Here is a 12,429-nt window from a genome sequence, read left to right on the forward strand (position 1 = left end):
GCTCACCCTCGCAGGCATACTGCTCTGGACCAAACCATGATCCAAGAGACGCTCCCTAGCCGGGGAAGGGGACGCCGGTTTTGCTGTGGCAGCGGTAGCCGTTCGGGTTCTTGGCGAGGTACTGCTGGTGCGGGTCCTCGGCGTAGTAGAAGATCGCCAGCGGCGTGATCTCCGTGGTGATCTCCCCCCACCCGGCGTCCCGGATGGCCGGCGCGTACGCCTCCCGCGTCCTCGCCGCCTCCGCCGCCTGCGCCTCGCTCGTGGTGTACACCGCGGACCGGTACTGCGACCCGATGTCGTTGCCCTGCCGGTCGCCCTGGGTCGGGTCGTGGTTCTCCCAGAAGATCCGCAGCAGCTCGCCGTACGCCACCGCGGCCGGGTCGTACACCACCTGTACCACCTCGGCGTGCCCGGTGCGGCCGGTGCAGGTCTCGTCGTACGTGGGGTTCGGCGTCTGCCCGCCGGCGAAGCCGACGGCGGTGCTGTGCACGCCCGGGACCTGCCAGAACAGCTCCTCGGCCCCCCAGTAGCAGCCCATCCCGAACACGGCCAGGGCGTGCCCGGCCGGCCACGGCCCGCGCATCGGCGTGCCCAGTACGAGGTGGCGGTCGGCGACGGACGTCGGGGTGTCCCGGCCGGCCGGCGGCGTGCTGCGTCCGAACATGACTGCTCCTCCCGGTCGTTCCCCATTCTGCGCGCGCGGCGGCGAAATCTGCGACGTTGGAGGGGTGGCGCCGCTCACCTCGTCAGCAGTCGTACAAGAGTGGTTGTACAAAATCTCTTGTACGACTACGGTCGACGCATGAACGCCATCCGGGTCACCGACCCCGAAGTGATGTGGGCGCTCGCCCACCCCACCCGGCTGAGCCTGCTCGGCCAGCTCCGCACGCGCGGGGCCGCCACCGTGGGCCAGCTCGCCGCCGCCACCGGCCAGGCCGTCGGGTCGGTCAGCTACCACCTGCGCGCGCTGGCCGCGCACGGGCTCGTCATCGAGGCGCCGGACCGGGCCCGGGACCGGCGCGAGCGGTGGTGGCAGGCCGCCCACGCGACCACCGACTTCGAGCCCGCGGACGTGCGCGGGGACGCCGCGGGCGAGGCGGCCATGCTCGCGCTGCGGCGCAGCATCATCCAGACGTACGCCCGCGGGCTGGAGGCCGCGCTGGAGTACGAGCGCGAGCTGCCGCCCGAGTGGCTCGCCGCGCAGGCCGGCGGGGACGACCTGGTGCACCTGACCGCGGGTGAGGCCGCGGAGCTGCGGGCCGAGCTGGAGGAGCTGGTCGGCCGGTGGGCCGCGCGCGGTGCGGCGGCGCGGCCGGGCACCGAGCCGGTCTGGCTGATCTACCAGGCCGTCCGCCGGGCCGAGGTGGTGGCGGAGCCGTGACCGCCGCCACCGCGCCGCCGGTCGCTCGGGAGCGGACGCCGCTGTACGCGCTGATCGCCGCGAGCGCCGTGTCGCTCACCGGCAACATGATCACGATCATCGCGCTGCCCATCTACATCCTGACCGAGACCGGGTCGGCGACGCTGACGGGCCTGGTCGGCGCGTTCGCGTTCGCCCCGATGGTGATCGGCGGGGCGCTCGGCGGGGTCGTCGTCGACCGGATCGGGCCGCGCCGGGCCAGCATCATCGCCGACGTCGTGTCCGGCGTGACCATGGCCGCGATCCCGCTGTGTGCGCTGGCCGGCGTGCTGCCGATCTGGCTGCTGCTGGCGCTGGTGTTCGCCAGCGGGCTGCTCGACAGCCCGGGGCAGAGCGCGCGGATGGTGCTGATCCCGGAGGCGGCCGAGCGGGCCGGCGTACCGGTGGAGCGCGGGGTCGCGTTCATGGGGGCGGTCGAGCGCGGGGGCCGGCTGGTCGGCGCGCCGCTCGCCGGCCTGCTGGTCGGGCTTCTCGGCGGGGTCAACGCGCTGCTCATCGACGCGGCGACGTTCGCCGTCTCCGCGCTGATCGTGGTGCTGCTCGTACCGCGGGCGCTGCGGGCCCGGGACGACGGGGCCGACGGGGAGCCGACGCAGGGGTACTGGGCGGACTTCCGGGCCGGGATCCGGTTCGTCGTCCGGGACCCGCTGCTGCGCGTGATGATCCTGATGGTGCTGGTGACCAACGTGTTCGACGCCGCCAAGAGCAGCGTCCTGCTGCCGGTGGTGGCCAGCACCCGGCTGGGCGGGGCGGCGGCGTTCGGCCTGCTCGTCGGCGTGATGGGCGGCGGGGCGCTGGTCGGTGCGCTGCTGTTCGGCGCGGTCGGGCACCGGCTGCCGAAGCGGTACACCCTGGTCGCGGCGTTCCTGGTCTGCGGGCCGCCGCCGTTCCTGGCGCTGGCCGCCGGACTGGGGCTGCCGACGCTGATCGCGGTGTACGCGGTGTGCGGGTTCGCCGCCGGGGCGATCAACCCGCTGCTGGAGTCCGCCGAGCTGCGCCGCGTGCCGCCGGCGCTGCGCGCCCGGGTGTTCGGGGCGACGACCGCCGGCTGCTGGGCGGCGATGCCGCTGGCCGCGCTGGGCGCGGGCGTGGCCGTGACGGCCGTCGGCGTCACCCCGGTGCTGATCGTGGTGGGGGTGGCGTACGGGGTGGTGGCGCTGGCGCCGCTGGTCGGGCGCGGCTGGCGGATCCTGGACGAGACCTGAGCCGCCCGGGCGCCGGCCGGTGGATCGGGCCGCCCGGCGCCGGCCGGTGGGTCGGGTCGGCGGGTCAGGCCGGCGGCAGGGCCGCGCGGATCGCCGCCGCCCGGTCGGCCGCCGCCGCGGGCGACGGGTACTTCGTCCGCGGCCAGAAGAAGCCGCGCAGCCCATCGCCCTTCGTCCGGGGTACCACGTGCGTGTGCAGGTGCGGCACCGACTGGGAGACCCGGTTGTTCATCGCCACGAACGTCCCGCCCGCGCCCAGCCCGGCCTCCACCGCCGCCGCGACCCGCTGGACGAGCGCGAAGTACGGCCCCAGGTCGGCCGCCGGCAGGTCCGTCAATACCGGCAGGTGGGGGCGGGGCACCACGAGGACGTGGCCGGGGAAGACCGGCCGCACGTCCAGGAACGCCACGCCGGCCGGCTCGTCGGCCACCACGTCGGCCGGCGCGCCGCCGGCGACGATCGCGCAGAACACACAGTCGCCCATGAAGGCGGACCTTAGCGCGGCCGGGGCGCGGCGGTGCCGGCATGACGCACGCCGGCCGGGTGCGGGGGCTAGCCTCAATCCATGACGTACGGCTTCGAGACGCTCGCGATCCACGCCGGGCAGGCGCCCGACCCCCGCACCGGCGCGGTCATCCCGCCGATCTTCCAGACCTCCACGTACGTGCAGGACGGGGTCGGCAAGCCCCGGGCGGGGTACGAGTACAGCCGCTCGGCCAACCCGACCCGGGACGCGCTGCAGGAGTGCCTGGCGGCGCTGGAGGGCGGCAGCCGGGCGCTCGCGTTCGCCAGCGGCCTCGCGGCCGAGGACACCCTGCTGCGCAGCGTCTGCCAACCCGGCGACCACGTGGTGATCCCGGACGACGCGTACGGCGGCACGTACCGGCTCGTCGCCCGGGTCTGCGAGCAGTGGGGCCTGGACTGGACGGCGGCCGACATCACCGACGTCGAGGCCGTCCGGGCGGCGATCACCGCGCACACCCGGGTGGTGTGGCTGGAGACGCCGACCAACCCGCTGCTCAACATCGCCGACATCGCGGCCGTGGCGCAGCTCGCCCACGAGCGCGAGGCGCTGTGCGTCGTCGACAACACGTTCGCCTCGCCGTACCTCCAGCAACCGCTCGCCCTCGGCGCCGACGTCGTCGTCCACTCGACCACCAAGTACCTGGGCGGCCACTCCGACGTCGTCGGCGGCGCGCTGGTCTTCGGCGACGCCGAGCTGGGCGAGCGGGTCGCGTTCCACCAGAACGCGATGGGCGCGATCAACGGCCCGTTCGACGCCTGGCTGACGCTGCGCGGGATCAAGACGCTGGGCGTCCGGATGGACCGGCACTGCGACAACGCGGAGCGGGTCGCCGAGTTCCTCAGCGGCCACGCCGCGGTCACCGAGGTCATCTACCCGGGGCTGGCCGCGCACCCCGGCCACGCGCTCGCCGGCAAGCAGATGCGCCGGTACGGCGGCATGGTCTCGTTCCGGGCCGCGAGCCCGGAGGCGGCGATCCGGGCGTGCGAGCGGACGACGGTGTTCCTGCTGGCCGAGTCGCTGGGCGGGATCGAGTCGCTGATCGAGCACCCCGGCCGGATGACCCACCTCAGCACCGCCGGGTCGCCGCTGGAGGTGCCCGCCGACCTGGTCCGGCTGTCGGTCGGCATCGAGCACATCGACGACCTGATCGCCGACCTCGGGGCCGCGCTGTCCTGAGTGAGCGCCCCGACCCGCCCCGGCCGTCCCGCCCGGGATTCGGCCGGGGCGGGCGGGGGCACCGGCACCACGGGCGGCGGCGCCGCCCGACCCGTCCGCACCCCCACTGAACAAGGCAGGCCAGCCATGTCCCAGCTCGTGCCGTCCCGGGTCGGCGCCACCGCGAAGCAGATCGCCCGCGCCGTCCGCCGCGGCGACGACTCGGCCACCCGGGTCGTCGCCGACCACCTCGACCACATCGCGGTGGCCGACCGGGTCGTGTCGGCCTTCCGGACGGTCCGCGCCGCGGCCGCCGCCGCCGAGGCGGAGAAGGTCGACCAGCAGCCCGACCTGGGCAACCTGCCGCTGGCCGGGGTGCCGGTCGCGGTCAAGGAGAACACCGCCGTCGCCGGCCTGGCCAACGTCAACGGCTCCCGGGCGGCGACGACCGCCGTGGCCGAGGCCGACCACGAGGTCGTCCGGCGGCTGCGCGGGGCCGGCGCGGTCATCGTCGGCACCACCCGCATGCCCGAGCTGGGGCTGTGGGCGGTCACCGACGCCGACGACGCCGCCGCCCGCAACCCGTGGCGCACCGACCGGACGCCCGGCGGCTCCTCCGGCGGCGCCGCGGCCGCCGTGGCCAGCGGCATGGTCCCGCTGGCGCACGGCAACGACGGGCTCGGCTCGATCCGCATCCCGGCCGCCTGCTGCGGCGTGGTCGGCGTCAAGCCCGGCTCGGGCGTGGTGCCGGGGGAGGACCCGGGGCTGTGGTTCGGGCTGGTCGAGCACGGCGTGCTCGCCACCACCGTCGCCGACGCCGCCCTCGGGCTGGACGTGCTGAGCGGCGCCGCGCCGCGGCCGCTGCAACCGCCGGACCGGCTGCGGATCGCCGTGTCGCTGCGCTCGCCCGTACCGGGGGTGTGGCCGGACGGGCCGACCCGGGCCGCGCTGGCCGACGCCGCCCGGGCGCTGGTCGGCGCCGGCCACGACGCGGCGGTCGCCGACCCGCCGTACGCGGCGGCGCTGCGCGCCGGGTCGCTGTGGTTCGCCGCCGCCAACCGGTCCGCCGCCGCGCTGGGCGTGCCGCGCTCCCGGTTGCAGGCGCGCAGCCGGCACCACGCCGCCGCCGGGGCCGTGCTGGAGCGGCTCGGGCTGGTCCGGGAGGCCGACCAGCAGCACTGGCGGCGGCGGTCGCTGGACTTCTTCGGCGACCGGTTCGACGCGCTGCTCACCCCGGTGCTGTCCCGCGGGCCGGTCGCCGCCGCCGGCTGGGCCGGGCGGTCCTGGCTGGCCAACCTGCGGGCGTCGAGCCGGTTCGCGCCGTACGCCGCGCCGTGGAACGTCGCCGGGCTGCCGGCGGTCAGCGTGCCGGTCGGGGTCCGGCCGGACGGGCTGCCGGGCGCGGTCCAGCTCGTCGGGCCGCCGGGCAGCGAGCGGACGCTGCTCGCCCTGGCCGGGCAGCTCGAACTGGTCCGCCCGTGGGCCCGGCACGCGCCGACCTTCCCCCGCCCGGCCGCCGTCCGGGCCGCCTGACCCGGCCGCGCCCGGCCCGCTTGATCAGGCCGCGCCCGGCCGCCGCCGCCGGTGGGCACGCCGGCCGCGACAGCGGCGGTCCGGTCCCATCCGGACGGGGCCGCTCGGCGGGTGGGCCGCCGGCACGCACCATGGCAAGATCGGGCCCATGTCGGACCTGGTGACGCTCGCGGAGGTGGAAGCCGCGGCGAAACTGCTCGTCGGCGTGGTGCGCGACACCCCGCTGGAGCACAGCAAGCCGCTGTCGGAGGCCGTGGGCGGGCCGACGTGGCTGAAGTGCGAGAACCTGCAGCGGGCCGGCTCGTACAAGGTGCGCGGGGCGTACAACCGGATCGCCGGGCTGAGCGACGCCGAGCGCGCCCGCGGCGTGGTGGCGGCCAGCGCCGGCAACCACGCGCAGGGCGTCGCGCTCGCCGCCGGGCTGCTGGGTACGCACTCGACGGTGTTCATGCCCGTGGGCGCGCCGCTGCCGAAGGTGGCCGCGACCAAGGCGTACGGGGCGCACGTCGAGCTGGTCGGCGACACCGTCGACGACGCGCTGGCCGCGGCGGTGGAGTTCGCCGCCCGGCAGGGCGCGGTGTTCATCCACCCGTTCGACCACCGGGACGTCATCGCCGGCCAGGGGACGGTGGCGCTGGAGATCCTCGCCGCCAGGCCCGAGGTGCGGACGATCGTCGCCTCCGTCGGCGGCGGCGGGCTGGTCTCCGGGCTGGCGGTCGCGGCCAAGGCGCTGCGGCCGGACGTCCGGGTGATCGGCGTCCAGGCCGAGGGTGCGGCGGCGTTCCCGCCCTCGCTGCGGGCCGGCGCCCCGGTGCGGCTGCCGGCCATCCACACGATCGCCGACGGCATCGCCGTCGGCCAGCCCGGACACCTGACGTACACGCACGTCAGCGAGCTGGTGGACGACATCGTCACGGTGACCGACGAGGACATCTCGCGGGCGCTGCTGCTCCTGCTGGAGCGGGCGAAGCTGACCGCCGAGCCGGCCGGCGCGGCGGCCGCGGCGGCGCTGCTGACCGGCCGGATCCGGGTGGGCGCGCCGGCCGTCGCGGTGATCTCGGGCGGGAACATCGACCCGCTGCTGATGGTGAAGCTGATCGAGCACGGCCTGACCGCGGCCGGCCGGTACCTGCGGATCACGATCCGCTGCGCCGACCGGCCGGGCCAGCTCGCGTCGATGCTCAACCTGCTGGGCGGCACCCGGGCCAACGTCGCCCACATCGAGCACCGGCGGCACGACCCGCGGCTGTCGTTCGGCGAGGTCGAGGTGGTGCTGTCGGTGGAGACCCGGGGCGCGGGCCACTCGGCCGAGCTGGTCGGGCTGCTGCGCGCCGCGGGCTACGACGTCACGGTGCACTGACCGCCGGGCGCGGCCCGCGGCCTCAGCCGCTGAACGGGGCGAAGTCGCGGATCGTCACCTTGATGTCCGCGCCGCTGGGCGCCGTGTACGTGACGGTCTGCCCCTTCTTGGCGCCGACGATGGCCTGGCCGAGTGCCGACTCCGGGCTGTACACCGTGTGGTCCGTGGAGGACGCGATCTCGCGCGAGCCGAGCACGAAGGTCTCGGTGTCGTCGGCGTCGTCCTCGAAGAAGATCGTTACCAGCATGCCGGGCGCGACCGCGTCGGCGTCGGGGACCTCGCCGACCCGCGCGGTGCGCAGCAGCTCCTGCAGGTACCGGATCTGGCTCTCCTGCTTGCCCTGCTCCTCGCGGGCGGCGTGGTACCCGCCGTTCTCGCGCAGGTCGCCCTCCTCGCGCCGGGCGTTGATCTCGGCGGCGATCACGGGACGGTTGGCGATCAGCTCGTCCAACTCGGCCTGCAGGCGGTCGTGGGCGTCCTGCGAGAGCCAGGCAGCGTTGTCGGGCTTGGTCACGGACGTCTCCTCTGATCGGTGTCATCTCGTTGGCGGCGTGACGTTAACCGCCGGGACCGACATGTCATCGGGCGATGACGTGCCGGCGCAACCGGATTCCGGGTCACCCGCAGTCAACTGCCCCGGTGCCGGGGTGGGCGGCACGCGGGGCGGGTGGTGGCGCAGTACCCCGTCCCCCGCGCAGGCAATCACCGCCGGGAACGTGCAACCCGGGAATGGTTGACCCGGGGAGGCCTGTTCGCAGGAAATCCAACCAGCGGGGAAAGTCGGATCAGCGGGGAAAATCGGACCAACAGCATCGAACTGCCGAGTCTACCAGCGATTTCGGCGCTCAGGCCGGTCGACAACGGAGGACTTCGCCGATGAACGGGCGGCCCGCGGTGGCCAGAACGTACGACCGGACCGGCTCGTTCGGCGGCACCGGTACCTCCGCGCGGCCCACCACGCTGCCGTCGTGCGCCCGCGCCCGGACCGCGCACGTCGCGCCCGCGCCGGCCGGCAGGTGAACCCGGAAGTGGATCGTGATCGTGGTATCCGTCACATCGGTGTACGACAGGACGGTCGGCTGGTAGGCGGGATCCCCGAACTCCCGGTAACCTCGCACGCCGACCAGTACCGCGGCGGCCACCACCAGCAGCGATGCGGCGATCACCCACACGCGCGCGGCGCGCCCGCGCGGCGCGCGGCGGCGGCCGTACCGTCCGGGTGGGAATACCGGGGCGGGCGCGGCGTTGGGGGCGGTGGTGTCGGTCACCGTGGTTATCCTCCGCGGCGTCGGTGCGTTCCGGACGGCGGCGTCGGCTCGACGCCGCCGGGACGGCCGGTCCCGCCCGGGGACCATCATGGCACCGACGACGATTGCGATGAAGGAGAGCCGGTGGCCGAGCAACTGCGGCTGATGGCGGTGCACGCGCACCCAGACGACGAGTCCAGCAAGGGCGCGGCCACGATGGCCCGGTACGTCCAGGAGGGCGTCGACGTCCTGGTGGTGACCTGTACGGGCGGCGAGCGCGGCAGCGTCCTCAACGCGAAGCTGGACCGCCCGGAGATCCGCGACAACATCACCGAGATCCGGCGCGCCGAGATGGACCGGGCCCGCGACATCCTCGGCGTCCGGCAGGAGTGGCTGGGCTTCGTCGACTCGGGGCTGCCCGAGGGCGACCCGCTGCCGCCGCTACCCGACGGCTGCTTCGCGCTGGAGGACGTCCAGTCCGCGGCCGGCCGGCTGGTCGAGGTGATCCGCCGGGAGAAGCCGCACGTCATCCTCACCTACGACGAGGAGGGCGGCTACCCGCACCCGGACCACATCATGACGTACAAGATCAGTTATGTGGCGTTCGAGGCGGCGGGGGACCCGGAGCAGTTCCCCGAGGCCGGGCCGGCGTGGCAGCCGAGCAAGCTGTACTACCACCACACCTTCACCCGGGTGAAGATCCAGGCGCTGCACGACGGGATGCTCGCCGAGGGCGTGGAGTCGCCGTACGGGGAGATGCTGGAGAAGTGGCTCACCCCCGACCGGGACAAGGGCCACCGGATCACCACCCGGGTGGAGTGCGGCAAGTACTTCGAGGTGCGCGACGACGCCCTGCGCGCGCACGCCACCCAGGTCGACCCGGACGGCATGTGGTTCCGCGCGCCACTGGACGTGCAGCGCCGGTACTGGTCGACCGAGGACTACGAGCTGGCGCTCAGCCGGGTCGACAGCGCACTGCCGGAGGACGACCTGTTCACCGGCGTCCGGTGACGCCGCCGGGGGGCGGGCCCGGCCGGGCCCGCCCCCGGCACCCCCGCGTACGGTGGGGGCGTATCGGAAGGAGGGCCGCCATGACCGACCCGCTCGCCGCCGTCGCCGGTCCGGTCGGCGTCCCGACCACCGCCGTCGCCGCCCCGACGCCGCCGCCGCGGCGCGAGGTGAACAACTTCGGCGACACCCGCAGCGGCGGCCTGGCCGGCCCGGTCGGGCTGCTCATCGTCGTCCTGCTCGCGGTCGCGACGGTGCTGCTCATCCGCAACATGAACGCGCGGCTCCGCCGCCTGCCGCGGGAGTTCGGTAACGCGACGAACACTCCCGGTGGGCCGTCGACTGTGGAGTGAGTTACTGCGGGGTGCCCCTGTTGCCGGAAACCTGATTGGCTTAGCCTTCCGGCGGGGAGGGAACTGTCCTCCGATCCGGATTCGGAAGGAGGCACCGGCCACTGGCCGCGGCATCCGGCTTCGCCGGGCGCCGCCGGCGCGCGGGTCGGGCGGTCACATGGTGCTGGTCGGCGGAGCGGTATTGGCGGCGTGCGCCGCCGCTGCCGCGTGCCTCGGTACCGCCGGCGGCCTCGCCGTACCCGGCTGGGAGGCCGCGCTCGTCCTTCTCTTCACCGCGGCCGCGCAGGCCACCGCGCTGCGGGTGCGCGTCGGCTCGGTGACCGTCAGCGTCGGCTGGGTGGAGGCCGTCATCGTCATCGGGCTGCACCTGCTGCCCTGGGGCTGGCTGGTGGCCGCCGTCGGCGGCGGGTCCGTGCTCGGCGTGGTGCTGGGCCGGTACGGCCGGCCGCGCGGCTCGCCCGCCCGCCGGGCCGCCGCCGCGACCGTCGTGGCCACCGCGGTGGTCGGCGCGGCGTTCGGCATCCTCCGGCCGCACCTGCCGGCGGTCTGGTCGCCCGCGCACGCGGCCACGCTGCTCGGCGCCGGGATCCTGCTGTACCTCGTGACCACCGCCGTCACCGTCGTCGACGCGACCGGCCGGCTGAACCGGCGGGCCCTGCTGCTCACCGTCCGCGCCTGCACGGCCGGCGCGCTCATCACCACCTGCGGCTCGGCCCTCGCCGTCGCCGCGCTCGGCGTCGCCACCCAGCAGCCGCAGTGGCTGGTGCTGCTGCCGCCGGTGGTCATCCTGCTGCACCAGACGTACGCGCACCGGCTGCGCGCCGGCGACGAGCGCCGCTGCTGGCAGGCGCTGGCCGAGGCGGTCGGCCGGCTCACCGCCGCCGACGAGCCGAGCGTGGCCCGGGCCGGCGTGCACGGCGCCCGGGACCTGTTCGGCGCCCGCTGGGTCGAGCTGGACGTGGTCCGGCCGTACGGGCTGCGCCGCCGGTACGTCGCCGGCCACCTGCCGGCCGAGCCGTTCCGCAGCGCGGCGATCGTCCGGCCGCTCGCCGCCGGCGGCGGCGAGGTCGCCCAGTTGCGCATCCACCGGGACGGGCCGGCGCCGTCGCCGCGCGAGGAGCTGCTGCTCCGGTCGTACGCCGACGCGCTGGCCGCCGCCCTGCACCACGCGGCCACGCACCGCCGGCTGCGGATGGCCGAGGCGCGCTCGTCGTACGCGGCGGTGCACGACCCGCTGACCGGGCTGATCAACCGCAGCGCGCTGCTCGCCGACGGCGACAGCGCGCTGCGCCGCCTCCCGGTGGACCAGTCGGTCGGCCTGCTGCTGCTCGACGTCAACGACTTCCACGACGTCAACGACGCGCTCGGCCACCGCGCCGGCGACGAGCTGCTGCGGCTGGTCGCCGGCCGGCTGCTGGAGCTGACCCGCCCCGGCGAGCTGGTCGCCCGGCTCGGCGGCGACGAGTTCGCCATGCTGGTCGCGCCGGAGCCGGCCGGGGCCACCACGCCGCTGCGCCGGCGCGCCGACGGCGGCGACCGGTGCGCGCCGCGGGCGGCCACCCTGGACCGGGCCCGGCAGATCGCCGAGCAGCTCGCCGTACCGGTGGAGGTGGCCGGCGTCGCGCTGTCCGTCGAGGCGACCGTCGGGGTGGTGCTCGCCCCGGCCGGCACGGCGACGATGAGCGAGCTGGTCCGCCGGGCCGACCGGGCGATGCACCAGGCGAAGGCGGCCGGCGGCGGCATCGCCTGGTACGACAGCGCCCGGGACGCCGCCAGCACCGACCAGCTCGCGCTGCTGGCCGAGCTGCGCGACGCGCTCGCCGTCGAGGACCAGCTCGTGCTGGCGCTGCAACCGGCCGTGGACCTGTCCAGCGGCGCGGCCACCGGCGTCGAGGCGCTGATCCGCTGGCGGCACCCGCGGCGCGGGATGCTGCCGCCGGACGAGTTCGTGCCGATGGTCGAGGGCAGCGACCTGCTGGCGGAGTTCACCCGGTACGTCATCGACCGGGCCCTGATCACCGCGGCCGACTGGACCCGGCACGGCGTGTTCCTGCCGATCTCGGTGAACATCTCCGCCCGCAGCCTGCTCGACCCCGGCCTGCCCACGGACGTCGCCGAGCTGCTGCTCCGGCACAACATCCCGGCCCGGCGGCTCGTCCTGGAGATCACCGAGACCGTCGTGATGAGCGAGTCGGAGATCATCGACGAGGTGCTCGCCGGGCTGCGCGCGCTCGGCGTCGGGCTGGCCGTGGACGACTTCGGCACCGGCTTCTCCTCGCTGACCTTCCTCACCCGGATCGCCGTGGACGAGCTGAAGGTGGACCGCGAGTTCGTCGCCGGGATGGTCGACTCGCCGGAGGCGGCGGCGATCGTCCGGACCACCGTGGAGCTGGCCCGGCAGCTCGGGCTGCGGGTGGTCGCCGAGGGCGTGGAGACCGCGGACCAGCGGGCGGCGCTGGTGGAGCTGGGCTGCACGACGGCGCAGGGGTACCACTTCTTCCGGCCGATGCCGCCGGACAAGGTCCTCGGCGTGCTGCGCACGCTGCGCGACACCGACCGGGCCCGCGTCCTCCCGCTGCGCGACGCCGGCGCCTCCTGACCCCGTACCCCCGCGCGCTGACC

General features: G+C 75.5%; 11 protein-coding genes and 1 pseudogene. 8 read left to right on the top strand and 4 right to left on the bottom strand.

What is annotated here, in order from left to right; translation table 11 throughout:
- Window positions 1–55: 55 nt before the first annotated feature.
- On the bottom strand, window positions 56–664 hold the full coding sequence (gene msrA / locus IEY94_RS19165; protein ID WP_189171617.1) for a peptide-methionine (S)-S-oxide reductase MsrA: 609 nt from the start codon (window positions 662–664) through the stop codon (window positions 56–58).
- Window positions 665–802: 138 nt separating this feature from the next.
- On the opposite strand from msrA, the gene IEY94_RS19170 reads away from it, so the two are divergent.
- Both IEY94_RS19170 and IEY94_RS19175 read left to right on the top strand, forming a co-directional pair.
- Window positions 803–1,381: an ArsR/SmtB family transcription factor gene (locus IEY94_RS19170; RefSeq protein ID WP_189171618.1), complete on the top strand. Its 579-nt coding sequence runs from the start codon at window positions 803–805 to the stop codon at window positions 1,379–1,381.
- Complete coding sequence (locus tag IEY94_RS19175) at window positions 1,378–2,625, top strand: MFS transporter (protein ID WP_229784264.1); 1,248 nt, start codon at window positions 1,378–1,380, stop codon at window positions 2,623–2,625. Before IEY94_RS19170 ends, IEY94_RS19175 begins: the two co-directional genes overlap by 4 nt.
- A 64-nt stretch (window positions 2,626–2,689) precedes the next feature.
- Here IEY94_RS19175 and IEY94_RS19180 read toward each other — a convergent pair whose 3' ends face one another.
- On the bottom strand, window positions 2,690–3,109 hold the full coding sequence (locus IEY94_RS19180) for an HIT family protein (protein ID WP_189171619.1): 420 nt from the start codon (window positions 3,107–3,109) through the stop codon (window positions 2,690–2,692).
- A gap of 81 nt (window positions 3,110–3,190) precedes the next feature.
- Here IEY94_RS19180 and IEY94_RS19185 point away from each other — a divergent pair, with 81 nt between their 5' ends.
- From IEY94_RS19185 to ilvA, 3 genes are all read left to right on the top strand, one after another.
- Window positions 3,191–4,327 (top strand): cystathionine gamma-synthase, encoded by a 1,137-nt coding sequence (locus IEY94_RS19185; protein ID WP_189171620.1) that lies wholly within the window; start codon window positions 3,191–3,193, stop codon window positions 4,325–4,327.
- A 126-nt stretch (window positions 4,328–4,453) separates the two neighbouring features.
- Window positions 4,454–5,839: an amidase gene (locus tag IEY94_RS19190; RefSeq protein WP_189171621.1), complete on the top strand. Its 1,386-nt coding sequence runs from the start codon at window positions 4,454–4,456 to the stop codon at window positions 5,837–5,839.
- Between the two features lie 148 nt (window positions 5,840–5,987).
- On the top strand, window positions 5,988–7,199 hold the full coding sequence (gene ilvA, locus IEY94_RS19195) for a threonine ammonia-lyase (RefSeq protein ID WP_189171622.1): 1,212 nt from the start codon (window positions 5,988–5,990) through the stop codon (window positions 7,197–7,199).
- A 22-nt stretch (window positions 7,200–7,221) separates the two neighbouring features.
- Here ilvA and greA read toward each other — a convergent pair whose 3' ends face one another.
- A complete protein-coding gene (gene greA / locus IEY94_RS19200; RefSeq protein ID WP_189171623.1) occupies window positions 7,222–7,713 on the bottom strand; it encodes a transcription elongation factor GreA in 492 nt (163 codons plus the stop codon).
- Between the two features lie 331 nt (window positions 7,714–8,044).
- Entirely contained in the window at window positions 8,045–8,467 is a 423-nt protein-coding gene (locus tag IEY94_RS19205) for a DUF4307 domain-containing protein (protein ID WP_189171624.1), read from the bottom strand.
- A 123-nt stretch (window positions 8,468–8,590) separates the two neighbouring features.
- Here IEY94_RS19205 and mca point away from each other — a divergent pair, with 123 nt between their 5' ends.
- From mca to IEY94_RS19220, 3 genes and pseudogenes are all read left to right on the top strand, one after another.
- Window positions 8,591–9,457 (top strand): mycothiol conjugate amidase Mca, encoded by an 867-nt coding sequence (gene mca, locus IEY94_RS19210; RefSeq protein ID WP_189171625.1) that lies wholly within the window; start codon window positions 8,591–8,593, stop codon window positions 9,455–9,457.
- A gap of 167 nt (window positions 9,458–9,624) precedes the next feature.
- Window positions 9,625–9,804 (top strand): annotated as a pseudogene (locus IEY94_RS19215) (hypothetical protein); the annotation flags it as partial.
- A gap of 160 nt (window positions 9,805–9,964) precedes the next feature.
- Entirely contained in the window at window positions 9,965–12,406 is a 2,442-nt protein-coding gene (locus IEY94_RS19220; RefSeq protein WP_189171626.1) for a putative bifunctional diguanylate cyclase/phosphodiesterase, read from the top strand.
- The last annotated feature ends 23 nt before the right edge of the window (window positions 12,407–12,429 follow it).

Source organism: Pilimelia anulata, from assembly GCF_014647895.1.
Classification (GTDB): Bacteria; Actinomycetota; Actinomycetes; order Mycobacteriales; family Micromonosporaceae; genus Pilimelia; species Pilimelia anulata.